Source organism: Methylobacterium sp. PvP105, assembly GCF_017876975.1.
GTDB classification, from domain to species: domain Bacteria; phylum Pseudomonadota; class Alphaproteobacteria; order Rhizobiales; family Beijerinckiaceae; genus Methylobacterium; species Methylobacterium radiotolerans.
On sequence record NZ_JAGIPA010000001.1, the window covers coordinates 2,739,522 to 2,764,333 of the forward strand.

Sequence of the window (24,812 nt, forward strand, 5' to 3'; positions counted from 1 at the left end):
GGGGCGCGCCCGGGATCCGGGAGCGGCCTCAGGCCGCCCGAACGGGGGCGTCCAGGCGCTTCGCCTCCCGGCGGAACCGGTGCAGCACGAACTCGGTGTAGCCGTTCGGCTGGCCGGCGCCCTCGAAGACCAGGGCCTCGGCGGCGCGGAAGGCCGGCCCGTCGAAGCCCGGGGCCATCGGCCGGTAGGCCGGGTCGCCGGCGTTCTGGCGATCGACGGTTTCGGCCATCCGCCGCAGGGCGGCGGCGACCTGCGCGCGATCCACGATCCCGTGGCGCAGCCAGTTGGCGATGTGCTGGCTGGAGATCCGCAGGGTGGCGCGGTCCTCCATCAGCCCGACCTCGTGGATGTCCGGCACCTTGGAGCAGCCGACGCCCTGGTCGACCCAACGGACCACGTAGCCCAGGATTCCCTGGCAGTTGTTGTCGAGCTCCTCCCGCACCGCCTCCGGCGCGAGCGCGCCCGCGGCGAGCGGCAGGGTCAGCATGGCGGCGCGGGTCGCGGGCGCCCGGCCGGCGAGCGCCGCCTGGCGGGCGCGGACATCCACCTGATGGTAGTGGAGCGCGTGGAGCGTCGCGGCCGTCGGCGACGGCACCCAGGCGGTGTTGGCGCCCGCCTCCGGGTGGGCGCCCTTGGCGTCGAGCATCGCGGCCATCCGGTCGGGGGCGGCCCACATGCCCTTGCCGATCTGGGCGTGGCCCGGCAGGCCGCAGGCGAGGCCGGCATCGACGTTGCCGTCCTCGTAGGCCTTGATCCAGGCGGTCGCCTTCATGGCGTCCTTGCGGACCACGGGGCCGGCCTCCAGCGAGGTGTGGATCTCGTCGCCGGTCCGGTCGAGGAAGCCCGTGTTGATGAAGAACAGCCGGTCCGCCGCCGCCGCGATCGCCGCCTTGAGGTTCAGCGTCGTGCGCCGCTCCTCGTCCATGACGCCGATCTTGAGCGTCCGCGGCGCGAGTCCGACCAGTGCCTCGACCCGGCCGAACAGCTCGACCGCGAAGGCGACCTCGTCGGGGCCGTGCAGCTTGGGCTTGACCATGTAGACCGAGCCGGTCCGGCTGTTGCGGAGCGGACCGGTGCCCTTCAGGTCGTGCAGGGCGATCAGCGCGGTGACCGCCGCGTCGAGGATCGTCTCGGGAATCTCGGCGCCGTCGAGGGTCACCGCGTCGGTGTACATGTGGTGGCCGACATGCCGGACCAGCATCAGCGACCGGCCCGGCAGGGTCAGGCGCCCGCCGTCGGGGGCCGTGAAGGTCCGGTCCGCGGCGAGCCGCCGCTCGATCGTGCGGCCGCCCTTGGACAGGGTGGCGACGAGGTCGCCGCGCATCAGGCCGAGCCAGCTCCGGTAGACCGCGACCTTGTCGGCCGAGTCCACGGCCGCCACCGAATCCTCCATGTCCATGATGGTCGAGAGGGCGGCCTCCAGCACCACGTCGGCGATGCCGGCTGGGTCGGTGCGTCCGATCGGGCTCGCGCGGTCGATGACGATCTCGATATGCAGGCCGTTGTGGCGCAGCAGGAGCGCGGTCGGCGCCGCGGCGTCGCCGGTGAAGCCCGCGAAGGTGGCCGAGCCGGTCAGGCCGGCGCTGCGGCCGGCGCCGAGGTCGATGGCGAGGCGGCCGTCCGTCACCGAGAAGCCCACGGCATCCGCCCAGGAGCCGACGCTGAGCGGCGCGATCGCGTCGAGGAACGCCTTGGTCCGGGCCACCACCGCGGCGCCCCGGGCCGGGTTGAACCCGGTGCCGGGCGCGCGGTCGCCGTCCTGCGGGATCGCGTCGGTGCCGTAGAGGGCGTCGTAGAGGCTGCCCCAGCGGGCATTGGCGGCGTTGAGCGCGTAGCGGGCGTTGGAGATCGGCACCACGAGCTGCGGCCCGGCGATCGCGGCGATCTCCGCGTCCACGTTCTCGGTGGTCACCCGCACGGTCGCGGGCTCCGGCTGCAGGTAGCCGATCCGCGTCAGGTAGGCCGCGTAGGCCACCGGGTCGTGCGGCTCGCCGCGATGGTCGCGGTGCCAGGAATCGATGTCCGCCTGGAGGCCGTCCCGCCGGTCGAGCAGCGCCCTGTTGTGCGGTGCGAGATCGCGGACGATCGCGGCGAAGCCCGACCAGAACTGGTCGGCCGAGAGGCCGGTCCCCGGCAGCGCCTCCTCGGACAGGAAGGTGCGGAGATCCTCGGCGACGACGAGATTCGACATGGCGATCCTCTGGGATGCGTGGGCCCGCGCGTCAGAAAAAATCGAACGCGCCGTGAAAATTTTTTGATTTCCCCTCGATAGATCGCTTGGCATCCGCGAGAAAGGCGGCAAAAGGGATTTGATTTTTTCCGCAGCGTTGAGAATGCGCGACCAGAGCGACCTCGAGATCTTTGCCCGGGTGGTCCGCACCGGCAGCCTCACTCAGGCCGGTTCGGAACTCGGCCTGTCGGTTGCGGTGGTCTCGAAGCGGCTGAAGCGGCTGGAGGAACGCCTCGCCGTGCGTCTGCTGCATCGCACCACGCGGCGCGTGGCGCCGACGGATGTCGGGGCGGCCTTCTTCGAGCGGATCGCCCCGATCGTCGACGCCATCGCGGAGGCCGAGAGCCTCGTGTCGCAGACGGCGACGCGGGCCCGGGGGACGCTCCGGGTCACGGCGCCGAGCTCCTTCGGGCGCCTGCACATCGTCCCGCACCTGAGGGCCTTCTTCGCCCTCCATCCCGGCATCGTGCTGAACCTGGAGCTGAGCGACGATTTCGAGTCGATCGTCGAGCGCGGCTACGATCTCGCGATCCGGGTCGGCGCGCTGGAGAGTTCCGGGCTGACGGCGGTGCGCCTCGCGCCGGTGCAGCGGGTCCTCTGCGCGCGGCCGAGCTACCTCGACGCGGCCGGGCGGCCGCAGAGCCTCGAGGACCTGCGCGGCCATGTCTGCCTCGCCACCGAGAACCAGAATCCCTGGCGGCTGGTCGGGCCGGAGGGCCCCTGCACGGTCGGCGCGTCGGGGCCGCTGCGCACCCATTCCAACGAAGTGGTGCGCGAGGCCGTGATCGGCGGCCTCGGGATCGCGCTGCGCTCCACCTGGGACGTGCACGCGGAGCTCCGCGACGGCCTGCTGGAGGTGGTGCTGCCGGCCTACGCGGCGGCGGCCTCGGCGGGCATCTTCGCGGTCTACCCGAGCCGGGCCTTCGTGCCGGCCAAGACGCGGGCCTTCATCGCGTTCCTCAAGCAGGCCTACCGGTCGAGCGGGGCCTGGGCGGAGGGGTGAGGCGCGTGCTGCGGCGTCTCGCTCCTGCAGAGAGGGAGCACCCGATAGGCGTCTCCTACCCTCTCCGGTCGATGAGAGCGGCACCGCCGTCCTTGCGAGCGGAGCGAAGCAATCCAGCAGCGCCGGCTGGCCGGAATCGCGCTGCCCGGGGTCACTTCACTGCGCTCGCGATGACGGAGAGCGGCGCATCGACCGAACTGGTCAGCCGGCGACCGTTCCGCCCTCACCCATTCGCGAAGAAATCCGGATCCGTCCGCGCCAGCATCCGCTTGAACGCCGCCCACTCGTTGTCGGGCGCTCCCTGGACCACGACGCGGTCGTAGCCGGCAGCGTACTGCCCGGCGGTCTTGGTGGCGATGGCGGAGGAGGGCCGGATCACCGGCGCGCCCGCCGCCTGGATCGCCAGCTGCGCCCGGCACGAGCGCTCCATGTTGTGCATCAGCCGGAACGCCTCGCCGACCGTGCGGCCGCAGGTCAGCAGGCCGTGATTGCGCAGCACCATCACGGGCTTGTCGCCGAGATCGGCCACCAGCCGCTGCCGCTCGTCGAGGTCGAGGGCGATGCCCTCGTAGGCGTGGTAGGCGACGCGCCCCGTGAACTGCATCGACCACTGGTTCAGGGGCAGGAGCCCCTCCTCCTGGCAGGAGACCGCGACGCCCGCCACCGTGTGGGTGTGCAGCACGCAGATCGCGTCGTGGCGCGCGGCGTGGATGGCGCTGTGGATCGTGAACCCGGCCGGGTTGATGCCGAGCCCCATCGGGTCCTCGAGCACCTTCCCGTCGATGTCGACGGTGACGAGGTTCTCCGGCGTCACCTCCTCGAAGCGCATCCCGTAGGGGTTGATCAGGAACCGGTGCCCGCCGCCCGGCAGCCGCGCCGAGATGTGGGTGTAGATGCTGTCGTCGAGGCCCAGCCGATGGATCAGCCGGTAGGCGGCCGCGAGGTCGACGCGCATCGCGCGGGTCGCGGCGTGATCGGCGGGGTCCGTATCCCGGTCCGCGACGATCGACGGTGTGGCTGCGCTCATGCGACGGCTCCCTGCCGGTCGGCCCTGTCGGCCCTCCGGGATCGCCGCCCGGCGCAGGCGGTCCCGCGATTCCTGAGGCGGTCCGGGACGAGGACCGGGCCCGGGAATCGCCGGCAGGGTGCACCACGGCGCGCGGCCCGGCAATGCACCGGGCCGCGCGTGCGCGGACGCGGCCGAGTCGGGGCGGCGAGCGCCGGTGGCGCGGGGCCGACCCTGCCGTCGACGGTCTCGCGTCGGTCCGGCGCGCTCCTAGAAGCGCTGATCGGTGCGGCCGGGGTTGGGGCCGCGGCTATGATAGGACGCCATGCACAGGTGCCAGATCTGCGAGCCGAGGTCGTAGAGGCTGAGGTTGTTCGGGTTGGGATAGCTGAAGATCTGGGCCCGCGCCTGCTCGCGGCAGGCGGCGTCCTGCGGGCTCTGAATGGGCGGCTCCGGAACGGATTGCGCCGCCGCCCCCGTCGTCAGGGCGATCACGATGGCGAGGGGGGTGATGAGGGGGCGCATTGTCACAGGTCTCCGGATACGGCCTTGGGCCGGCAGCCGCTTTGCCGGCCGCGGATGGGCCACGAGATGGACAGCACGGGGGCCCGGACCGGGCCGTCTAGACCGCCGCCCGTGCGGCACCCGCCGAGTCCGGGCCGCTCAACCCGAGGGTCACGACCCGCATCACCCGCATGAGGCGCGCGGCGTGTCCCTCCCGCGAGCGACGCGTCCTTCGCGCCCCGATCCTGTGGCACGCTGCTTATGAACGAAGATTGATGTCAATGGCGCGCATTCAACGAATGACTGCATCGTTCGCGCGGCGGCATTCGCGCATCGCGCGAGGTTCGTCGTGTATTCCCCTCCATCACTGCTCGCGGCGCAGTCCCGCGCAACCTGCACAGGCGGCGCGCCGGCGGATGGATGATCGCTCACTCCGCCAGCGCGGCCTCGACCCCGGCCCCGATCGCCAGGAGCCGGCGATCCTGACCGTGCCGGGCCAGCAGCATCAGGCCCGCCGGCCGGGGCAGGTCCGGCATCGGCAGGGACAGGCCGGTGAGATCGAAGAAGTTGCCGAACGCGGTGTTGCGCAGCATCAGGCGGTTGGCCGCCAGGAAGGCCGCGTCGTCCGCCGCCAGCGGGGCGGTGAGCGGCGCCGTCGTGGCGGTCGCCGGGAGCGCCAGCACGTCGAGCGGGGCGAGGTACCGGTCGAAGGCGGCGATCAGCGCGGCCCGCCGGCGCATCGTCCGGATGTAGCCCGCGGCCGTCGCGCCCCGGCCGGCCACGATGCGGCGATGGACCCGCGGGTCGTAGCGGTCGGCCGCGCTGTCCAGCCAGTCGGCGTGGATCGCCGCGGCCTCGATCGCCGCGAGGGAGCCGTCCGGGAGCGCCGCGTCCATGGCGGCGAGGTGGTCGTCGATCGGGTGATCGGCGATCCGGGCGCCGGCCCGGGACAGGCGCGACAGCACCCGCTCGAAGGCCTCGGCGACAGGCCCTTCCGTCTCGGTGAACAGCAGGCCCCGCGGCACGCCGATGCGCAGGCCGGCGACGGCGAGCGCCTCCAGCGGCGCGGGCTCCTCGCCCGCCATCACGGCGTCGGCGGCCGCGCAATCCGCGACCGTCCGGGCGAGGGGCCCCAGGGAATCGAGGGCGTAGGACAGCGGGAACGCTCCCTCCAGCGGCACGCGGCTTGCGGTCGGCTTGAAGCCGACGACGCCGTTCAGCGAGGCCGGGATCCGGACGGAGCCGCCCGTGTCGGACCCGATCGCGATGTCGCTCGTCCCCTGCCCCACCGAGACCCCGGCGCCGGAGGACGAGCCCCCGGGGATGCGCGCCGGATCGGCGGCGTTGCCGGGGGTGCCGTAATGCGGGTTGAGGCCGAGCCCCGAGAAGGCGAACTCGGACATGTTGGTCTTGCCCAGGATCACCGCGCCGGCCCGGCGCAGCCGGGCGACCACCGGGGCGTCGGCCCGCGCGGGCGCCGCGTCGGCGAGCAGGATCGAGCCGGCGCGCGTCGTCTCGCCCGCCACGTCGAACAGGTCCTTGATCGAGACCATCGCGCCGTCGAGGGGGCCGAGGGAGATCCCGTCCCGGCGGCGCGCATCGGCGGCGTCCGCCGCCGCGCGGGCCTGTTCCGCGTACAGGCGGGTGAAGACCGCCGGGTCCCCCTCGGCGATCCGGGCCAGACGCTCCTCGACGGTCTCGCGTACGCTCATGGTCCTCACCGCACGATGTGATCCGGCCCGCCCCTGCAAACGGAGGGCCGGTCCGCGTCAGAACGTGCCGGGATAGGCGCCGCCATCCATCAGCAGGTTCTGCCCGGTGATGAAGCCCGCCTGCTGGCTGCACAGGAACGCGCAGGCGGCGCCGAACTCGTCGGGGTGGCCGAAGCGGCCGGCGGGGTTGTCGCGCGCCCGCGCCTCCAGGAACGCCTCCACGGTGGTGCCGGCCTTGGCGGCCCCCGCCGCCGCGTTGCTGCGGATCCGGTCGGTGTCGAAGGGGCCGGGCAGCAGGTTGTTGATCGTCACGCCGTGCCGCACGGTCGTCCGCGCGAGCCCGGCCACGAAGCCCGTCAGCCCCGAGCGGGCGCCGTTCGACAGGCCGAGATGCTCGATCGGCGCCTTCACGGCGCCGGAGGTGATGTTGACGATCCGGCCGAACCCGCGGCCGATCATCCCGTCGACCGTCGCCTTGATGAGCGCGATCGGCGCCAGCATGTTGGCGTCGAGCGCCCGGATCCAGGCGTCGCGGTCCCACTCGCGGAAATCGCCGGGGGGCGGGCCGCCGGCATTGTTGACCAGGATGTCGGGCTCGGGGCAGGCGGCGAGCGCGGCGGCCCGGCCGGCCTCGGTGGCGATGTCGCCCGCGACGGTGGTCACGGTGGCACCTGTCGCGGCGCGGATCTCGTCCGCGGTCCGCTCCAGCGTCTCCGCGGTGCGGGCCGTGATCGTCACCGCGACGCCCTCCCGGGCGAGCGCCAGGGCGCAGCCCTTGCCGAGCCCCTTGCTCGCCGCGCAGACGAGCGCCCGGCGCCCGCTCAAGCCGAGATCCATGGGAAGCCTCCGTGAGCCGGCCCTCGCCGCGAGGGCGCCCGGCGCGTCATAGCGCGCCGGGGGCCGTCCCCGGAAGCGGCCCGGGACAGGGCGCGGGGCGTCCCGGGGTGACGTCAGTGGGGAGCCGTCCGGCGGAGGATGCCTTACGGCCGGAACCGGGATCCGTGCCGCTGGCGCCGCCACCGGGCGCGGACGCCCGGCCGGCTTCCGGCGCTCACCACGTGCGCAGGTCGCGGGCGTCGGGCACGTCCGGACGCTCCTCCCGCTCCGGAGCGACGAACCCCGCCCACAGCAGCGCCACCGCCCCGGTGAGGAGCGGAAGGGACGTGCTGAGGACGAGGCTGAGGGTCACGGCGATCCTGCCAAGCGGACGGCGTCGAGACGACGAGATCAGAATTCTATGGCCTGAGAATTGTTTTCGCCGGCTTAAGGCGAGTGCTCGCAATTGCGGGAGCTCGGGGAAATCTGCACGGCGCCCCTCGCGCCGGCGCGGCCACCGTGCGCCCTGCCGGCTGCGTCGCGCGCTCGGCGGGGGCCGACGCGCGGCGGGTCAGCGCGGCGATAGGCCGGATACCCGCGTTCCTGGATCAAGGGGAGCGGGCCGCGCGATCCGGGCCGGACGTTTGCCCGACCGGGGCCGGCGCGCCCCGGCTCAGGGCCGATCCGCCGCTCCGGACAGGGCGCCGAACTCGTTGACCATGCACTCGTGCATCCGGCGCAGCCACGCTCGCGCCTCCGCCCGCTGGGCCTCCGCCCGTTCGGCCCGCTCGTCCGACGCGCGGGCCTGCGCCTCGGCCTGCTCGGCCCGGGCGAGCGCCGCCGCGAGGAGCGCCTCGGCGTGGCGGGCCCGCTCCTCCGCGGCGCGGCGCGCCGTCTCGGCCGCGCGCACGGAACTCTGGGCCTCCCGGACGGAATCGCGGGCGCTCGCCTGCAGGGCGCGCAACCGCGCCGCGGCGCCGCGCACGGCGGTCAGGGACGTCGACCAGTCATCCTCGGCCGCGGAAAAAGCCGGCGCGGCCGAGGCGGCGCCGGAGAACAGCGCCACGACCCGGTCGACCGGGTCGGCGCGGCCGTCGCGCGGCGAGGCCGGGTCGGACAGGGGATGGGGCTCCGTCGGCCCGTCCCACGCGCGGGCGGCGCTCATGCCGCGGCCTGCTCGGTGAGGTCCGAGAACTCGGACAGGATCGCCTGCTGGACGCGGTCCAGCCATTCCTCGGCCTGCCGGGCCCGATCCTCGGCGGTGCGGGCGCGGGCCTCGGCCGCCTTGGCGCGCTCCTCGGCGGCGGCGACCTGCGCCTCGGCGCGCAGCTGGACCTCGCGCGCCTGCATCTCGGCCATCCGGGCACGCTCGTTGGAGGCGTGGATCTCCTCCCGGACCTGATCCAGCACCTGCTCGATCCGCGCCTCCCGCTCGCGCGCCTGGGCCTCGATCACGCGCGCCTGGCGCGCGGCGGTCTGCACCCGGTTGATGAGCGCGTCCCAGTCCCGCGGCGCGGCCGGCGGTGTCGGGGACTCGGTCCGCGCTTGCAACGACGCGACGGCGCGCAGGACGTTGCCGAGGTCGGGCTCGGGCGCGGCACCGGCGCCGCGCTTGACCTTGTCCGCGGAGCGAAACCGAGGATCGCTCAGAAGCCTCTGCAGCTCGCTCACGGATCCCCTGCTCCCTGTGGACGCAATTCTGATCCGACTAAACTGTTTAGAATGGTTAACGAAGGATTAAACGGCGGGCGATGAGGTGTCGGACTGTTAACGCCGCGGATCGCGCGCGCGCGGTGGCCACGGGCGGCGGCCCCTCGGCAGGCGCCGGATCGCCGGCACCTGCCGGCGGCGGGTTCGCCGGCGCGCTCGCAGGACGTGTTGTTTGATACAGAATTCGCGCCTCGAATGACCGTGTATTCAGTCCGTCGTTACGGGTTGAAATGTTTGTCGTTCGGGAGATCGCGATGGCCGGGTACCGCTCGGACGAGACTTGGAGGCCGGCCTTCAAGACCGGACAGATTTTCTTCGGGCACCCTCAGGAATGCTGTGACTGCCTCATCTGGGAGCTCCGGACATCCGGCGCGCGGATCGAGGTCCGGCCGGAGGCGGTGCCGCCGCGCACCGTCCGGCTCGTCTCGATCGCCCTGATGCTGAACCAGGCCTGCGAGGTCGTCGCGCGCGCGGGCCGGACGATCGAGCTGAGGTTCTCCGCGCCTCCGGAGCCCGCCGGCGCGACGGCCGCGGGGACGGGCGCCGGTCCCGCACGCGATGCGCCCGACGCGACGCGGCCCGTGCTCGGCCGCACGCGATTCCCGCCGGAGCGGTCATAAGTCTTCCTCATCACCGCGAAACCACCGCGAAACCGCCGCGGAGCACCCGAGGAGGTGCGCCATGACCGCCCCGCAAGTCATCGCAACGATCTTCTTCCTGGTCTCGGCCGGTTCGGCGACGGCGCTGGCCGTCATGGCGGCGGCCTCGGCCGTGCTGGACGCGGTGGCGGAGGCCTGCGACCGCCCGCGGCCGGACGCGGGACGGGACCGGGCGCGCCGCGTCTCGGAGGCCGTCTGCCGGCTGCGCCGCGCGGCCCTCGCCCGCGCCGCGACACCGTAGGACTCCGGTCTCGCCGGCGGCGCGGCGTAGCCGCGGGACAGTGCGGCCGAGGCCGCTTCGGCGGGGTGCCGCCCCGGTGCGCCGTCGCTGTTGAGACCGCGTGCCCGTGCGCGGGGCCGGAGGCAGCCGGGAGCGCATCGCCCTGACCGTCGTCGAGATCCATCGCTCGCCCGGGAGGGCGGCCGGGCTGTGCGCGGCGCGCGTCCTCCGCACGCTGCTCCGGCGCGGCCCGGTGGTGTCGGTCGGACCGGGCGAGATCCTCGACCGGCGGCTCTCCACCGACTGGATCCCCTGGACGGCGGCGCGCGGCATCGCGACGGTGCAGATCCGGCGTCGGCGCATGATCGCCTTCGAGGTCGATCCGCGGATCGCCGCGTCCCTGCCGGGCGAGGCGCACGCGGCGCGTGGCGCGGTTGAACCGGGTTCGTCGGCGACCACCGATACCGGATCGCGTCCGTCGACCTGCGCGGCGGCTTCCCGTCCCTGTCCGACGCGGTCGCGCGCGGCTGGTCCGGGTCTCACGGGTCCCCGTGCGGCTCCTCACCCCGGACGAGGGGGCGCCATCGCGCCGATGACGCGCACGGGCGAGCCTGATCGTCTCGCCGCGCGGGGCGGGCCGCCGAGCGACTGTGGGATAGGCGGGCAAGCGCGCCGCCAAAGGCCGCGTCAGGTTCGGCAGACCCCTTCGGGGTCGGTGATCCCGCGAGGGATCCGTTCGAGGCGCGTGCTCTGAAGAAAGCCGGACACTTCACGGCGTCGAGTGGTGGAGACGACAGGGATCGAACCTGTGACCTTTCCCATGTCAAGGGAATGCACTACCGCTGTGCTACGTCTCCTCATCGATCACGATCAGGTTCACCGAACCTGGACGCCATCGAGATAGTCCATATCGGTCAGTAGCTTATGAGGAGTGTCGACCACCCTGTCAAGGTAGTGCCCTCCCGCTGAGCTACGCGCCCGGCCCGGCGCCGTTCGGGCTCCGGTGGGCGGGGCCTATAGCGGCTGCCCGGCGAGGGCGCAAGCGGAACCTGCATGCCGAGGCCGATCGATCGCGTCCCCCGCCGGTCCGTCCCGGGCACGCGCCGATCCGATCGCATCGCGCCGCGGTCGGATAGCGCGTTCGGCATCAGTGGCTTAGAGACGGTTACATAGAGCCGGTGGGGTCGACCCGCCGGGATCCGTCCCCGGTCCGAACGCGCCATGGTGCACGCCGACGGAAAAATGCGCTATGGCCCTGCCGCTCGGCATCCGGCCGCGCCGCGACACATGGCGGACACTTGGCGCCGGCATGCCGCCGCCTCACGCTTCAGGACATGCGCTACTTCATCGACCACGATCAGGGCGATTCGATCCGCGGCTGGATCGTGCCGGACAATCCCCTCGCCATCAGCCGGGTCGTGGTCGCGGTCGACGGACGACGCGTGGCCGAGGTCCCGGCCAGCGTCATCGACGAGGCCTTCAAGCGCAACGGCTGGCACGCCACGGGGCAATGCACCTTCGTGGTCAGCGAGGCCGAGGTGCCGGGCCTGTCCGACATCCCGCGGCTCGAACTCTACGATGCCGACACCAACGTGCTGGTCTACCGGCGCATGCCGGCCGAGGGGCAGATCCGGCAGCGGGTGATGCTGGTCAACACCGGCATCGAGCCCGAGATCGTGCTCCAGACGGCGCTCTTCCCGTATTTCCAGCACTGCTATTTCGGCATCCACAAGCTGCCGGACGAGATCCTGAGCTGCGTGCTGGCCGGCCCGGCCGCGCCGTCGGCCTTCCTGTCGGGCGCCGTGACCATCCCGCGCTACGAGAACTTCATGACGCCGGACCTGATGGTCACGGCCATCCTGCTCCAGGAACCGCAGATCGAGATGGCGGCCCGGATGCGCTGGCTGAAGGCCCGGGCCGCGGATGCCGCCGATCCCGGGCGCAGCTGGCGCCTGGGGCCGCTGGCCGAGGCCGCCGCCTTCGCGGACGACTACGACTTCTCCGACGTGAAGAGCCTCAAGCGCTTCTTCCGCATGCTGCCCGAGCCCGCCTACCGGCTGCTCTACAACCCGCTGACCCGCCAGCTCGGGACCCGCATGCCGGACGACCGGCTGCATCCGGGCAACTCGATCGCGGCGATCGAGATTCTCGCCCGGGTCGGGATCGTCGGCCACAAGACCCGGTTCTCCGCCTTCGCGTCGACGCTGTTCGACCGCCTCGGGATCGGAACGCCGATCCCGACCCTGCCGCCGGTGCCGGCCGAGACGCTGGCGCTGGCCGAGCGCCTGAAGAGCGTCAAGGCGGTCGAGGACATGATCGTGTTCGACGTGGCCATGTCGGATGCCGTGAAGGCCTCGGTCGACAAGAGCTGGAGTTGATGGTGCGTTCGACCGGGCCGGCGGTGCCCGAACTCCGCCTCCCGACGGCGCAGGTCGCGGGGCTCTGGGGCAAGCGGCGCGCCCTCCCGGCGCGGGCGGGCGCCGACGGGCTGCGCGTCGCGCTGCCGGATCTCGCGGGCCGCTGGGTCGAGATCATCCTGTCCAACGACCCGGCCGAGGCCCGCGACACCCTCCCCGACATCAGCTTCGTCGGTCCCGACGGGCGGCCGGGCACGCTGCTGCCCCAGGAGGCCCGGGGCGGCGGTGCCTTCGCGTGGATCGGCTGCCTGCCCGAGGACGTCGTCGAGCTGCGCGTGGCCGATCCGGCGGGGCGGGTGCCGGTCCGGCTGCGCCGGATCGCCGTGCGCCGCCTCGCCCGGCCGGTCCTGGCCGCCCGCGGGCTCCTGCGCGATCCCGGCCTGACCGTGCAGGCCTTCACCTGGCGGATCCTCGGCAAGAAGGTGCGCGCGCGGGGCTTCCTCGGCCGGGCGCTGCGCCACCGGCGCGTGAGCGGCTACGAGGCCTGGCTGGGCACCCACACCCTGCGCCGCGCGGAGCGGGACGGGATCGCCGCCGAGATCGCCGCCTGGACCGATCCGCCGCTGATCTCCGTGCTGATGCCGGTCCACGATCCGGATCCGAAGGTGCTGCGGGCGGCCCTGGCGTCGCTGCGCGCGCAGCTCTACCCCCACTGGGAACTGTGCGCCGTCGACGACGCCTCCACGCGCCCCGAGATCCCGCGGATCCTGAGCCGGGCGGCCGAGGCCGACCCGCGCATCCGCGTCCTGGCCCGGACCGAGAACGGCCACATCGCCCGGGCGACCAACGACGCGCTGGGCATGGCCCGGGGCGCGGTCTGCGCCTTCATGGACCACGACGACGCGCTCACCGAGGACGCCCTCTACGAGGTCGCCCGGGCGCTCCGCCGCGACCCGGGCCTCGTGCTGATCTACAGCGACGAGGACAAGATCGACGGGCGCGGCCGGCGGTTCGACCCGCACTTCAAGTCCTGCTTCGACCGCGAGCTGCTCTACGCTCAGAACTACATCAACCACCTCACGGTCGTGCGCACCGAGGCGCTGCGCGCCGTCGGCGGCCTGCGCCCCGGCTTCGAGGGCAGCCAGGACCACGACCTGCTGCTGCGGCTGACCGACGGGCTCGACCCCGCCCGCATCCGCCACATCCCGCGGGTGCTCTATCACTGGCGCGCCGCGCAGGGCTCCGGCACCTTCTCGGACCGGGCACTCGCCCGGGCGGAGGCCGCGCGCCTGCGCGCCCTGGAGGAGGTCGTGGCACCCTGGGGCGGCCGGGCGGAGCGCGGTCCCGGCGGCTTCAACCGCCTGGTCCGGCCGCTGCCGGCGCGGCCGCCGCGGGTCTCCGCGGTCATCCCGACCCGGGACCGGGCCGAGATCCTGTCGGTGACCCTCGACGGGCTGCTCGGCGCGACCGACTACCCCGACATCGAGGTGGTGATCGTCGACAACGACAGCCGCGAGCCCGAGACCGCCGCCCTGTTCGCCCGCTACCGGGACGATCCGCGGGTGCGCGTCGTGCCGGTGCCGGGGGCATTCAATTTCTCGGATCTGTCGAATCGCGGCGCCGCCGCGGCCACCGGCGCGGTGCTCCTGTTCCTCAACAACGACATCGAGGTGCTCGAGCCCGGCTGGCTCGCCGAGCTGGTCCGCCACGCGGTGCGGCCGGAGATCGGGGCCGTCGGGGCCAAGCTCCTCTATCCGGACCGCACGATCCAGCACGGCGGCATCGTCCTCGGGATCGGGGGCGTGGCCGGCCACAGCCATCTCGGCGTCGCCGACGCGGATCCGGGCTATTTCTGCCGCATGGTCATCGCCCACGAGGTCTCGGCGGTCACCGGCGCGTGCCTGGCCATGCGGGCGGACGTGTTCGCGGAGGTCGGGGGCTTCGACGCGCAGGCCCTGAAGGTCGCCTTCAACGACGTGGATCTCTGCCTGAAGATCCGCCGGGCCGGCTACCGGATCGTCTGGACGCCCTTCGCGAAATTGATTCATCACGAGTCGAAGAGCCGCGGGGCCGAGGACACGCCGGAGAAGCAGAAGCGATTCGAGGGCGAGGTGCTGACCATGCTCGACCGCTGGGGCCCGGAGCTGCGCGCCGACCCCTATTACAACATCAACCTGTCACGGAATTCGGCGCATTACCGCGTGTGAGCGGTCCGCGCCCCTGACGCCGCCGGTGGCTGCGGCCACGCGGTGCTATGCGTGCGTCAGTGGGTGAACTTGCGTCCGGAGCCGGTTGCGGTACCTCTGGACATGCCGCAAGAGGCAGTTCCGGCCAAGGCGCCCCCACGGGCGCGCGGCGAGGGCGACAATCAGAGATGAGTGCGAACACCCCTACGGTCACGGGCCTGGAGCGCGACGCCCAGCAGGCGATGGGAGACCACAAGGTCCATCCCAACGAGATCGCCATCGGCGTGGTGATCGGACGCGCGTCCGAATACTTCGACTTCTTCGTGTTCGGCATCGCCTGCGTGCTGGTCTTCCCGAAGGTGTTCTTCCCCTTCGTCGACCCGCTGAAGGGCACCCTCTACGCCTTCTCGATCTTCGCCCTCGCCTTCATCGCCCGCCCGGTCGGCACCGTGATCTTCATGGCGATCGACCGGCGCCACGGGCGCAGCGTCAAGCTGACCACCGCCCTGTTCCTGCTCGGCGGGTCGACGGCGGCGGTGAGCTTCCTGCCGCGCTACGACAGCATCGGCATCTCGGCGGTCTACATCCTGGCCGGCCTGCGGATCCTGCAGGGCCTCGCCCTCGGGGGCGCCTGGGACGGTCTCGCCTCCCTGCTCGCCATGAACGCGCCGCGCGAGCGCCGCGGCTGGTACGCGATGATCCCGCAGCTCGGCGCGCCGCTGGGCTTCATGGTGGCGAGCGCCCTGTTCGCGTTCTTCCTCGTCAACCTCGACGAGGCCGACTTCATCGACTGGGGCTGGCGCTTCCCGTTCTACTGCGCCTTCACCATCAACGTGGTCGCGCTGTTCGCCCGGCTGCGCCTCGTCGCCACCGACGAGTTCGCCCGGATGATGGACCTCGACCGGCTGCGCCCGGTCCCGGCCCTGGAGCTGTTCCGTCACCACGCCGGCGACGTGGTCCGCGGCGCCTTCGTGCCGCTCGCCGCCTTCGCGCTGTTCCACCTCGTGACGATCTTCCCGATCGCGTGGCTCGCGCTGAACAGCACCACCCGCTCGCCGGGCGAGTTCCTGATCGTGCAGTTCTCCGGCGCCATCGTCTGCGCCGGCGCGGTGGCCGCCTCGGGGCTGATCGCCGACCAGATCGGCCGCCGCAACTGCCTGATCATGAGCTCTTCGCTGATCGCCTTCTTCGCCGTCGGCAGCATCATCGCGCCGCTCCTGTTCGGCGAGAGCGCCATCGGCCAGACCATCTACGTCACGATCGGCTTCATGCTGCTCGGCCTCGCCTACGGCCAGACCGCGGGTGCGGTGAGCGCCCGCCTCGGCAACCACTACCGCTACACCGGCGCCGCGCTCACCTCCGACTTCGCGTGGCTGCTCGGGGCCGGTTTCGCCCCCCTGGTGGCCCTGTTCCTGTCGCAGCGCTACGGCCTGGCGATGATCGGCGTCTACCTCCTCTCCGGCGCCGTCTGCAGCCTCGTGGCCCTGTTCACCGACCGGTCGGAACTGCGCCAGATGTGAGTCGGCGGCGCGGGCCGCCCGGCCCGCCCGTGAGCTGACGGGAACGCCGCCTCGCGCGGCACGGCTGAAGCGCCGCGGCAGCGGCATGGCAGAAGCGCCGCGCGAGCGGCCTGGGATGACGAGACGCGTGCTGTGACCTCCACGATCCATCGACCGGACAGGACCGACGCCGCGACCCGCCGAGGCGGCCGCGGGCGGCGCCTCCTGCCGCTCCTCGCCCTGCCGCTCCTGACCCTGCTCGGCGGCTGCAACTTCGTGGTCCTGCACCCGGCCGGCTACGTGGCCGAGCAGCAGCGCAACCTCGTGCTGGCGGCGACCGGGCTGATGCTCCTGATCATCGTCCCGGTGATCGCCTTCACGCTGATCTTCGCGTGGCGCTACCGCGCGACCAACGAGGACGCGGTCTACGATCCCGAATGGCACCACTCGACCCAGCTCGAGGTGCTGATCTGGACGGCGCCGCTGATGATCATCATCGCGCTCGGCGCCCTGACCTGGATCGGGACCCACACCCTCGATCCGTTCCGGCCGCTCAGCAAGATCGACCCGAAGCGCGACGTCCCGGCCGGTACCGTGCCGCTGGAGGTCGAGGCGGTGGCCATGGATTGGAAGTGGCTGTTCCTCTACCCGCAATACGGGATCGCCACGGTCAACGAGCTCGCCGCGCCGGTGGACCGGCCGATCCGCTTCAAGATCACCGCCACCGACGTGATGAACACGTTCTACGTGCCCACGCTCGCCGGCATGGTCTACGCGATGCCCGGCATGCAGACCCAGCTCCACGCGGTGATCAACCGCGAGGGCGCCTACGAGGGCCGCTCGGCGCACTACAGCGGCGCCGGCTTCTCCAACATGTTCTTCAAGTTCCACGGCCTCACCAACGAGGGCTTCGACAAGTGGATCGCCAAGGCCAAGGCCGAGGGCGGCGAGCTCACCCAGGAGGCCTACCTGAAGCTCGAGGAGCCGAGCGAGGCCGAGCCGGCGCGGTTCTACAAGGCGTACATGAAGGGCCTCTACGACCGGATCATCGGCATGTGCCCGCGGCCCGACCAGATGTGCGTCGGCGAGATGGTGAAGATCGACGCGCAGGGCGGGGCCCACGGCGCGGAGGCCGCCGAGAACTACAAGCGCCTGCAGTACGACAACCGCCTCGCGGAGCGCGGCGTCGAGGGGCCCGGCGCGACGGCGCCGGCCTCGGAGACCCTGCCCCACGGCCAGACGCAGCCGCAGGGCATGAAGCCGCGGCCCGACATGGGCAACCCGGACGTCCGGGGCCAGAAGTCGCCCGACAGCCAGGGCAAGGGCTCCGGCGAGGGCCAGAGCGAGGGCGGCCAGATCGCCCCCAAGCAGCTGAACCAGTGAGGCCGCGCGTGCTGACAGCGGACTCCACACACACAACCGGCGGTCGCCGTCGAACCCACTGAACGGGCCGATCCCATGTTCGCAAACCTGGACCTACAGCAGCTGCTCGTCGGGCGATTTACGATCGAGCAGATCCCCTATCACGAGCCGATCCTGCAGGCGACGTTCGCCGGCGTGGCCGTCGTCGGCCTCACCGTGCTGGGCGTCATCACCTACTACCGCTTCTGGGGGCCGATGTGGCGTGACTGGATCACGTCGATCGACCACAAGAAGATCGGCATCATGTACTGCATCTTCGCGGGCATCATGCTGCTGCGCGGCTTCGCCGACGCGATCCTGATGCGCTCCCAGCAGGCGGTCGCCTTCGGCGATCAGCAGGGCTTCCTGCCGCCGCACCACTACGACCAGATCTTCACCGCCCACGGCATGATCATGATCTTCTTCGTGGCGATGCCGTTCGTCACGGGGCTCATGAACTTCGCCGTGCCGCTGCAGATCGGCGCCCGCGACGTCGCCTTCCCGTTCCTGAACAACTTCAGTTTCTGGATGACGGTCGCCGGCGGCCTGCTGGTGATGGTCTCGCTGTTCGTCGGCGAGTTCTCCCGCGCCACCTGGCTCGCCTACCCGCCCCTCTCCGGGGCGGCGATGAGCCCCGGCGTCGGCGTCGACTACTACATCTGGGCGCTGCAGATCGCCGGTATCGGGACGCTGCTCTCGGGCATCAACCTGGTCGCCACCATCGTGAAGATGCGGGCGCCCGGCATGACCATGATGAAGCTGCCGATCTTCGTCTGGTCGGCGCTGTGCACCAACATCCTGATCGTGGCCGCCTTCCCGATCCTCACGGCCGTTCTCGCGATGCTGTCGCTCGACCGCTACGTCGGCACGCACTTCTTCACGAACGACCTCGGCGGCAACGCCATGCTGTACTTCAACCTGATCTGGATCTGGGGTCACCCGGAGGTCTACATCCTGATCCTGCCCGCCTTCGGGGTGTTCTCGGAGATCACCTCGACCTTCTGCGGCAAGCGCCTGTTCGGCTACACCTCGATGGTCTACGCGCTGGTGGTCATCACCATCCTCGCCTACCTCGTGTGGCTGCACCACTTCTTCACGATGGGCTCGGGCGCGGACGTGAACTCGTTCTTCGGGATCACGACCATGATCATCTCGATCCCGACGGGCGCGAAGATCTTCAACTGGATGTTCACGATGTACCGCGGCCGGATCCGGTTCGAGGTGCCGATGCTGTGGGTGGTGGCGTTCATCGTCACCTTCGTGATCGGCGGCATGACCGGCGTCCTCCTGGCGGTGCCCCCGGCCGACTTCGTCCTGCACAACTCGCTGTTCCTGATCGCGCACTTCCACAACGTGATCATCGGCGGCGTGCTGTTCGGCATGTTCGCCGGCGTGACCTTCTGGTTCCCCAAGGCCTTCGGCTTCAAGCTCGACGAGTTCTGGGGGAAGATGGCCCTCGGGTTCTGGGTGACCGGGTTCTACGTCGCCTTCATGCCGCTCTACGTGCTCGGCCTGATGGGCGTGACCCGGCGCATGCAGCACTTCGACGACCCGTCGCTGCAGATCTGGTTCGTGATCGCCGCCATCGGCGCGGCGCTCATCGCCTGCGGCATCGCCTCGCAGATCGTCATGTTCGTGGTCTCGATCCGCAACCGCGACAAGCTGCGCGACCTGAGCGGCGACCCGTGGGGCGGCCGGACGCTGGAATGGTCCACCTCCTCGCCGCCGCCGGACTACAACTTCGCCTTCACGCCGGTGGTCCACGATTCCGACGCGTGGTGGGACATGAAGAACCGCGGCTTCGACCGTCCGCTCAAGGGCTACAAGCCGATCCACATGCCCAAGAACACCGCGGCCGGCGCGATCCTGGCGGCCCTGAACCTCATCTTCGGCCTGGCCATGGTCTGGTACGTCTGGTGGCTGGCGATCCTCAGCTTCGTGGCGATCTTCGTCGTGGCGATCGCCCACACCTTCAATTACAATCGCGACTACTACATTCCCGCCGACGTCGTCAGTCGGACGGAAGGTCAGCGGACGCGCGAACTGGAGATGGCGTGATCCGATGATGCACGCGGAGACTGCACCCCCCGGCGCCGCGGCGCCGGTCTTCTACCAGATCGACGAGGAGGGCCATCATTCCGAGGGCTCGACCATGCTCGGGTTCTGGCTCTACCTGATGAGCGACTGCCTCATCTTCGCGACCCTGTTCGCGACCTACGGGGTGCTCGGGCGCAGCTACGCGGCCGGCCCCACCCCGAAGGAGCTGTTCGACCTGCCGGGCATCGCGGTGAACACCGCCATGCTGCTGTTCTCGTCCATCACCTACGGCTTCGCCATGCTGGAGATGGACCGGGACCGGGTGAAGCAGACGCAGATCTGGCTGGCGGTGACCGGCCTGTTCGGCGCGGCCTTCGTGGCGCTGGAGATCCGGGAGTTCGTCCACCTGTTCCACGAGGGCGCGCCGCCCTGGCGCAGCGCGTTCCTGTCCTCCTTCTACACGCTGGTGTCGACCCACGGCCTGCACGTCTCGATGGGCATCCTGTGGCTCGTCGTGCTGATGGTGCAGGTGGGCAAGCGCGGCCTGATCGTCGAGAACAAGCGCCGGCTGATGTGCCTGTCGATGTTCTGGCACTTCCTCGACCTGATCTGGATCGGCGTCTTCACCGTCGTCTACCTGATGGGAGTGCTCGAATGAGCGCCGACGCACACCACCTCACCGGTCACGGTCAGGACACGCACGACGCCCACGCCCACAGCGAGGGCGGCCACGGTACCTTCCAGAGCTACATGACGGGCTTCGTCCTGTCGGTGATCCTGACGGTGATCCCGTTCTGGCTGGTGATGGGCAACGTCCTCGACAACAGCCTCGTCACCACCCTGGTCATCCTGGCGCTCGGCGGCGTCCAGATGGTCGTGCACGTCATCTACTTCCTGCACATGAGCACGAAGTCGGAGGGCGGCTGGACCTTCATGGCGCTGATCTTCACCATCACGCTGGTGGTGATCATGCTCGCCGGCTCGGTGTGGGTGATGTACCACCTCAACCACAACATGATGCCGATGGATGCCCACGACGTCATGAACAACGCCCGCTGAGCGCGCGTCCGGAGATGAGGCCCGCGGGGCCGGGAGGGGGGGCTGATCCGGGACCGGCCCCCTCCCCGGCCCCGCTCTCGTTGCTGCGGCGCGCCGTGTTCGGCGTCGGCGCGGGAATCGTCTTCCTGGTCCTGCTCGGCCTCGGCACGTGGCAGGTGGAGCGGCGGGCCTGGAAGCTCGACCTGATCGCCCGGGTCGATGCTCGGGTCCACGCCCCGCCCGTGCCGGCCCCCGGCCCCGCCGACTGGCCGCGCGTCGGCCCCGACGACGCCTACCGGCACGTCCGGCTCTCCGGCACCTTCCTGAACGATCGCGAGACCCTGGTTCAGGCCGTCACGGAACTCGGCGGCGGCTTCTGGGTGCTGACGCCCCTGCGGCGTCCGGACGGCACCCTCGTGCTGGTCAATCGCGGCTTCGTGCCCGGCGCCCGGCGCGATCCGGCGACCCGGGCGGCCGGGCAGCTCGCGGGCGCGGCGACGGTGACCGGCCTCCTGCGGCTGACCGAACCGAAGGGCGCGTTCCTGCGCGCCAACGATCCCAAGGATGACCGCTGGTACTCCCGGGACGTCGCCGCCATCGCGGCCGCGCGTGGCCTGGGCGACGTCGCGCCCTACTTCGTGGACGCCGACGCGACGCCCAATCCCGGCGGCCTCCCGGTGGGCGGGCTGACGGTGATCGCCTTCCCCAACAACCATCTCGTCTACGCGATCACGTGGTACGGGATGGCGCTGATGCTGGCCGGCGCCGTGGTCTACCTCCTGCGGCGCGGCCCGGGCGACCGGGACTCCGAGCTGCGCTGAGCTGCGCTCAGGCGCCTCCGCGGAAGCTTGACCGATAGGGGAGTAGCCCGCTCCGAGCGGGTCCCTATAATGGCGTGACAAACGCCACAACGAGTCAACGCCATGACCTCGCGCATCCCGAACTTCGCCGAAATCCCGCTCGCCGGCGAATCACTCGCGATCGCGGCCCCGGCGCTCGGCGAGCCCTGGATGACGCCGGAGGGCATCCTGGTGAAGGGCCGCTACGGGCCGGAGGACCGGGAGGGCATCGAGTTCCTCGACACCTATCCGGGTCTCGCGCCGTTCCTGCGCGGCCCCTACCCGACCATGTACGTCACCCAGCCCTGGACGATCCGGCAGTACGCCGGCTTCTCCACGGCCGAGGATTCGAACGCCTTCTACCGCCGCAACCTCGCGGCCGGACAGAAGGGCCTGTCGGTGGCCTTCGACCTCGCCACGCACCGCGGCTACGATTCCGACCATCCCCGCGTCTCGGGCGATGTCGGCATGGCGGGCGTGGCGATCGACTCGATCTACGACATGCGCACGCTGTTCTCGGGGATTCCCCTCGACGAGATGACCGTGTCGATGACGATGAACGGCGCCGTGCTGCCGATCCTCGCCCTCTACATCGTCGCCGCCGAGGAGCAGGGCGTGCCGCCGCAGAAGCTCGCGGGCACCATTCAAAATGACATTCTAAAAGAATTCATGGTCCGCAACACCTACATCTATCCCCCCAAGGGATCGATGCGGATCATCTCCGATATCTTCGCATATACGTCCAAGAATATGCCGAAGTTCAACTCGATCTCGATCTCCGGCTACCACATGCAGGAGGCGGGCGCCACGAACGACCTGGAGCTCGCCTACACGCTCGCCGACGGCGTCGAGTACATCAAGGCGGGGCTGGCGGCGGGGCTGACCATCGACCAGTTCGCCCCGCGCCTGTCGTTCTTCTGGGCGATCTCGACCAACTTCTTCATGGAGGTCGCCAAGATGCGGGCCGCGCGCCTGATCTGGGCGAAGCTCGTGAAGGGCTTCGATCCGAAGTCGGAGAAGTCGCTGGCGCTGCGCACCCACTCGCAGACGTCGGGCTGGTCGCTCACCGCCCAGGACGTGTTCAACAACGTCACCCGCACCAACATCGAGGCGATGGCGGCGACGCAGGGCGGCACGCAGTCGCTCCACACCAACGCGCTCGACGAGGCGCTGGCGCTGCCGACCGACTTCTCGGCCCGGATCGCCCGCAACACCCAGCTGTTCCTCCAGCAGGAGAGCGGCACCACCCGGATCGTCGATCCCTGGGGCGGCTCCTACTACGTGGAGAAGCTCACCGCCGACATGGTCGCCCGGGCCTGGGAGCACATCCGCGAGGTCGACGGGCTCGGCGGCATGGCCAAGGCGATCGAGGCCGGCATCCCGAAGCTGCGCATCGAGGAGGCCGCCGCGCGGGCGCAGGCGCGGATCGATTCCGGCCGCCAGACTATCGTGGGCGTGAACAAGTTCCGGGCCGACGACGAGATGGCGATCGAGCTGCTGCGGGTCGACAACGGCAACGTCCGCCGGCTCCAGATCGACAAGCTCAAGCGCCTGCGCGCCGAGCGCGACGAGGCGACGGTCGCGGACCGGCTCGACGCGCTCACGAAGGCCGCCGACGGCGCCGGCAACCTGCTGGAACTCGCCGTCGACGCGGCCCGCGCCAAGGCGACGGTGGGCGAGATTTCCGAGGCCCTGGAGAAGGCCTGGGGCCGGCACCGCGCCGAGATCCGCTCGATCTCCGGCGTCTACAAGCGCGAGGTGGGGGGCATGTCGCCTGTGGTCGAGGAAGTCCGGGCGCTGGTCGAGGCGTTCGAGGAGAATGACGGCCGCCGGCCGCGCATCCTGGTCGCCAAGATGGGCCAGGACGGGCACGACCGCGGCCAGAAGGTGATCGCCTCGGCCTTCGCGGATCTCGGCTTCGACGTGGATATCGGGCCGCTCTTCGCCACGCCGGCGGAGGCCGCCCGCCAAGCGGTGGAGAACGACGTCCACATCGTCGGCGTCTCGTCGCTGGCGGCCGGCCACCTGACCCTGGTGCCGGAGCTGAAGGCGGCGCTCACCGAGCAGGGCCGCGACGACGTGATGATCGCCATCGGCGGCGTCATCCCGCCGGGCGACTACGAGGCGCTGACGGCGGCCGGCGCGGCGGCGATCTTCCCGCCCGGCACGGTGATCGCCGAGGCGGCCGCCAAGCTGATCCGCGCGCTGAACGAGCGGCTGGGCTACGCGGCCCGGCAGGCGGCGGAGTAGGGCGAGCCTCCCGCGGTGGCCGGGCTTGGCCGCCCCGATCCTTCCCGCCCCCGCCCTCAACCGGAGATGCCGGAGCGCAGCGGAGGTCTCGAAGGAGGCCTCCGGCCAGTCGCGCGATCCCTGACCCCTCCTCGGAGGCTCCCTGGCGCGGGCACCGCAGAATGAGGCGGTGGCATGGGATCGGCCGGCCCCGGGGATGGGGCGCTCAGTTCAGCGCCTGCGGGTCCGCCTCCGTGAGGAACGCCCCGACGGCGTGGAGGAACTGCATGCGGTTCTTCTCCATCATCACCGTGTGGGTGCCCTCCCCCAGCTCGACGAAGCGCTTGTAGGGGGCGTGGGTGAGCTTGGTGAAGTACTCCTGCGCCTGATAGCTCGGCAGGTCGGCGTCCCACTCGGCGTGGATGATCAGCACCGGCACGCGGATCTCGCCCGGGTCGTAGAGCGGCTTGCCGGCCGCCCAGTAGGCGTCCTTGTCGGCGACCGTGCCGTTCGGTGCGCGCAGGACCGGCGGCGACCGCTTCGCGCCGGCCGCGTCGGTCGCGAAGGTCGCGTCGGCCCACTGGTCGAACCAGCCCGCCGGGATCAGGTCGGCCTTCTTGTCCTCGGGCACCCCGGTCAGCCAGCGGGCCCGGGCGCTGTCCCGGCTGACGGTGCGGTAGGCACCCACCTTGCCGCCGCCGCCGATCAGGCCCGGCGTGCGCGCGAGCCATTGCGGCGCGTAGAGGACGAGACGGTTGACGCTGTCGTTGTGGGTGCTGGTGTAGAGCCCCATGGTGGAGGTCCCCCAGGACCAGCCCATCAGGTCGATCTTCTCGACGCTGCGCCGCTTCTTGATGAAGTCGACGACCTGTCCCACGACCTTGGCGGCGTCGGGCGTGCGCATCAGCGGCGGGTTGTCGTCCGGCGGCGCGTCCATGGCGGCCGGGCGCCCGGACAGGCCGTAGCCGGGCAGGTCCACGCAGTAGACGTCGAAGCCGAGGCCCGCGAGGTAGTCCATGGCCGACATCCCGCCGAGGGGCAGATCGAACGCCGTGGAGGACGGGTAGGTCGAGCCGTGCACGTAGAGCAGGATCCGGTCGCCCGGGAACGTGTCGGTGCCGGCCGGGCGCTTGTTGCGCACGTAGATGTCGACCCCGGGCTCGCTCCAGGGCAGGCGGAACTCCTCCGTCGCCAGCCGGCCCGGCGGGGCGGCCGCCCGCGCCGGCGTCGCCGCGACCGCCGCACCGACGGCGAGGGCTCCGACCAGATGGCGCCGGGCCAGGCCCCGGGGCGGATCCTTGCCCGGGGGCGCCCGGTTCGGATCTGTCTGCGCGCGTCTGTCCGCCATGGTTTCCTCCGGCCCGCC

General features: G+C 71.3%; 21 protein-coding genes and 1 tRNA gene. 12 read left to right on the forward strand and 10 right to left on the reverse strand.

Annotated elements, in window-relative coordinates; translation table 11 throughout:
- Positions 1–28 precede the first annotated feature (28 nt).
- Positions 29–2,191: a malate synthase G gene (locus tag J3A75_RS13005; RefSeq protein ID WP_070999271.1), complete on the reverse strand. Its 2,163-nt coding sequence runs from the start codon at positions 2,189–2,191 to the stop codon at positions 29–31.
- 142 nt (positions 2,192–2,333) lie between these two features.
- Between J3A75_RS13005 and J3A75_RS13010 the strand changes: the two genes are divergently transcribed.
- The gene (locus J3A75_RS13010) at positions 2,334–3,233 is read left to right on the forward strand and encodes a LysR family transcriptional regulator (RefSeq protein WP_012318701.1); all 900 of its coding nucleotides are present in this window, start codon (positions 2,334–2,336) and stop codon (positions 3,231–3,233) included.
- A 223-nt stretch (positions 3,234–3,456) separates the two neighbouring features.
- Here the strand turns inward: J3A75_RS13010 and J3A75_RS13015 are convergent, their stop codons facing one another.
- The 7 genes from J3A75_RS13015 to J3A75_RS13045 form a co-directional block, all read right to left on the reverse strand.
- On the reverse strand, positions 3,457–4,260 hold the full coding sequence (locus J3A75_RS13015) for a class II aldolase/adducin family protein (RefSeq protein WP_012318702.1): 804 nt from the start codon (positions 4,258–4,260) through the stop codon (positions 3,457–3,459).
- 249 nt (positions 4,261–4,509) lie between these two features.
- Positions 4,510–4,764, reverse strand: a complete 255-nt coding sequence (locus J3A75_RS13020; RefSeq protein ID WP_012318703.1) for a hypothetical protein — start codon at positions 4,762–4,764, stop codon at positions 4,510–4,512.
- Positions 4,765–5,171: 407 nt separating this feature from the next.
- Positions 5,172–6,455: an amidase gene (locus tag J3A75_RS13025; RefSeq protein ID WP_116655523.1), complete on the reverse strand. Its 1,284-nt coding sequence runs from the start codon at positions 6,453–6,455 to the stop codon at positions 5,172–5,174.
- A 57-nt stretch (positions 6,456–6,512) separates the two neighbouring features.
- Positions 6,513–7,292: an SDR family oxidoreductase gene (locus tag J3A75_RS13030; protein WP_012318705.1), complete on the reverse strand. Its 780-nt coding sequence runs from the start codon at positions 7,290–7,292 to the stop codon at positions 6,513–6,515.
- Between the two features lie 214 nt (positions 7,293–7,506).
- Positions 7,507–7,644, reverse strand: coding sequence for a hypothetical protein (locus J3A75_RS13035; RefSeq protein ID WP_012318706.1), 138 nt, complete (start codon positions 7,642–7,644; stop codon positions 7,507–7,509).
- A 300-nt stretch (positions 7,645–7,944) separates the two neighbouring features.
- A complete protein-coding gene (locus tag J3A75_RS13040) occupies positions 7,945–8,436 on the reverse strand; it encodes a hypothetical protein (RefSeq protein ID WP_029359354.1) in 492 nt (163 codons plus the stop codon).
- The gene (locus tag J3A75_RS13045) at positions 8,433–8,942 is read right to left on the reverse strand and encodes a hypothetical protein (protein ID WP_024830395.1); all 510 of its coding nucleotides are present in this window, start codon (positions 8,940–8,942) and stop codon (positions 8,433–8,435) included. Before J3A75_RS13045 ends, J3A75_RS13040 begins: the two co-directional genes overlap by 4 nt.
- 293 nt (positions 8,943–9,235) lie before the next feature.
- On the opposite strand from J3A75_RS13045, the gene J3A75_RS13050 reads away from it, so the two are divergent.
- Positions 9,236–9,601 (forward strand): hypothetical protein, encoded by a 366-nt coding sequence (locus tag J3A75_RS13050; protein ID WP_063110275.1) that lies wholly within the window; start codon positions 9,236–9,238, stop codon positions 9,599–9,601.
- Positions 9,602–9,662: 61 nt separating this feature from the next.
- On the forward strand, positions 9,663–9,881 hold the full coding sequence (locus J3A75_RS13055; protein WP_012318710.1) for a hypothetical protein: 219 nt from the start codon (positions 9,663–9,665) through the stop codon (positions 9,879–9,881).
- Positions 9,882–10,642: 761 nt separating this feature from the next.
- On the opposite strand, the gene J3A75_RS13060 is transcribed toward J3A75_RS13055, so the two are convergent.
- A tRNA-Val gene (locus J3A75_RS13060) sits at positions 10,643–10,717 on the reverse strand.
- Between the two features lie 477 nt (positions 10,718–11,194).
- Here J3A75_RS13060 and J3A75_RS13065 point away from each other — a divergent pair.
- From J3A75_RS13065 to scpA, 9 genes are all read left to right on the forward strand, one after another.
- On the forward strand, positions 11,195–12,238 hold the full coding sequence (locus J3A75_RS13065) for a hypothetical protein (protein ID WP_024830392.1): 1,044 nt from the start codon (positions 11,195–11,197) through the stop codon (positions 12,236–12,238).
- On the forward strand, positions 12,238–14,424 hold the full coding sequence (locus J3A75_RS13070; RefSeq protein ID WP_012318712.1) for a glycosyltransferase family 2 protein: 2,187 nt from the start codon (positions 12,238–12,240) through the stop codon (positions 14,422–14,424). The genes J3A75_RS13065 and J3A75_RS13070 overlap by 1 nt, the downstream gene beginning before the upstream one ends.
- A gap of 167 nt (positions 14,425–14,591) precedes the next feature.
- Positions 14,592–15,923, forward strand: coding sequence for an MFS transporter (locus J3A75_RS13075; RefSeq protein ID WP_012318713.1), 1,332 nt, complete (start codon positions 14,592–14,594; stop codon positions 15,921–15,923).
- A gap of 132 nt (positions 15,924–16,055) precedes the next feature.
- Positions 16,056–17,285: a ubiquinol oxidase subunit II gene (gene cyoA, locus J3A75_RS13080; RefSeq protein ID WP_012318714.1), complete on the forward strand. Its 1,230-nt coding sequence runs from the start codon at positions 16,056–16,058 to the stop codon at positions 17,283–17,285.
- 75 nt (positions 17,286–17,360) lie between these two features.
- Entirely contained in the window at positions 17,361–19,361 is a 2,001-nt protein-coding gene (gene cyoB / locus J3A75_RS13085; RefSeq protein WP_029359356.1) for a cytochrome o ubiquinol oxidase subunit I, read from the forward strand.
- A gap of 4 nt (positions 19,362–19,365) precedes the next feature.
- Complete coding sequence (gene cyoC, locus J3A75_RS13090; RefSeq protein WP_012318716.1) at positions 19,366–19,998, forward strand: cytochrome o ubiquinol oxidase subunit III; 633 nt, start codon at positions 19,366–19,368, stop codon at positions 19,996–19,998.
- Entirely contained in the window at positions 19,995–20,399 is a 405-nt protein-coding gene (cyoD, locus tag J3A75_RS13095) for a cytochrome o ubiquinol oxidase subunit IV (protein ID WP_043073575.1), read from the forward strand. The genes cyoC and cyoD overlap by 4 nt, the downstream gene beginning before the upstream one ends.
- Before the next feature lie 14 nt (positions 20,400–20,413).
- Complete coding sequence (locus tag J3A75_RS13100) at positions 20,414–21,199, forward strand: SURF1 family protein (protein ID WP_083461133.1); 786 nt, start codon at positions 20,414–20,416, stop codon at positions 21,197–21,199.
- A 102-nt stretch (positions 21,200–21,301) separates the two neighbouring features.
- On the forward strand, positions 21,302–23,467 hold the full coding sequence (scpA, locus tag J3A75_RS13105) for a methylmalonyl-CoA mutase (RefSeq protein ID WP_063111919.1): 2,166 nt from the start codon (positions 21,302–21,304) through the stop codon (positions 23,465–23,467).
- Between the two features lie 205 nt (positions 23,468–23,672).
- On the opposite strand, the gene J3A75_RS13110 is transcribed toward scpA, so the two are convergent.
- The gene (locus tag J3A75_RS13110) at positions 23,673–24,794 is read right to left on the reverse strand and encodes an alpha/beta hydrolase (RefSeq protein ID WP_012318720.1); all 1,122 of its coding nucleotides are present in this window, start codon (positions 24,792–24,794) and stop codon (positions 23,673–23,675) included.
- Positions 24,795–24,812: the final 18 nt, after the last annotated feature.

Coding starts and splice junctions, on each gene's coding strand:
- J3A75_RS13005 (WP_070999271.1), bottom strand. CDS start 2,191: ATGTCGAATCTCGTCGTCGCCGAGGATCTCCGCACCTTCCTGTCCGAG.
- J3A75_RS13010 (WP_012318701.1), top strand. CDS start 2,334: ATGCGCGACCAGAGCGACCTCGAGATCTTTGCCCGGGTGGTCCGCACC.
- J3A75_RS13015 (WP_012318702.1), bottom strand. CDS start 4,260: ATGAGCGCAGCCACACCGTCGATCGTCGCGGACCGGGATACGGACCCC.
- J3A75_RS13020 (WP_012318703.1), bottom strand. CDS start 4,764: ATGCGCCCCCTCATCACCCCCCTCGCCATCGTGATCGCCCTGACGACG.
- J3A75_RS13025 (WP_116655523.1), bottom strand. CDS start 6,455: ATGAGCGTACGCGAGACCGTCGAGGAGCGTCTGGCCCGGATCGCCGAG.
- J3A75_RS13030 (WP_012318705.1), bottom strand. CDS start 7,292: ATGGATCTCGGCTTGAGCGGGCGCCGGGCGCTCGTCTGCGCGGCGAGC.
- J3A75_RS13040 (WP_029359354.1), bottom strand. CDS start 8,436: ATGAGCGCCGCCCGCGCGTGGGACGGGCCGACGGAGCCCCATCCCCTG.
- J3A75_RS13050 (WP_063110275.1), top strand. CDS start 9,236: ATGGCCGGGTACCGCTCGGACGAGACTTGGAGGCCGGCCTTCAAGACC.
- J3A75_RS13055 (WP_012318710.1), top strand. CDS start 9,663: ATGACCGCCCCGCAAGTCATCGCAACGATCTTCTTCCTGGTCTCGGCC.
- J3A75_RS13065 (WP_024830392.1), top strand. CDS start 11,195: ATGCGCTACTTCATCGACCACGATCAGGGCGATTCGATCCGCGGCTGG.
- J3A75_RS13070 (WP_012318712.1), top strand. CDS start 12,238: ATGGTGCGTTCGACCGGGCCGGCGGTGCCCGAACTCCGCCTCCCGACG.
- J3A75_RS13075 (WP_012318713.1), top strand. CDS start 14,592: ATGAGTGCGAACACCCCTACGGTCACGGGCCTGGAGCGCGACGCCCAG.
- cyoB (WP_029359356.1), top strand. CDS start 17,361: ATGTTCGCAAACCTGGACCTACAGCAGCTGCTCGTCGGGCGATTTACG.
- cyoC (WP_012318716.1), top strand. CDS start 19,366: ATGATGCACGCGGAGACTGCACCCCCCGGCGCCGCGGCGCCGGTCTTC.
- cyoD (WP_043073575.1), top strand. CDS start 19,995: ATGAGCGCCGACGCACACCACCTCACCGGTCACGGTCAGGACACGCAC.
- J3A75_RS13100 (WP_083461133.1), top strand. CDS start 20,414: ATGAGGCCCGCGGGGCCGGGAGGGGGGGCTGATCCGGGACCGGCCCCC.
- scpA (WP_063111919.1), top strand. CDS start 21,302: ATGACCTCGCGCATCCCGAACTTCGCCGAAATCCCGCTCGCCGGCGAA.
- J3A75_RS13110 (WP_012318720.1), bottom strand. CDS start 24,794: ATGGCGGACAGACGCGCGCAGACAGATCCGAACCGGGCGCCCCCGGGC.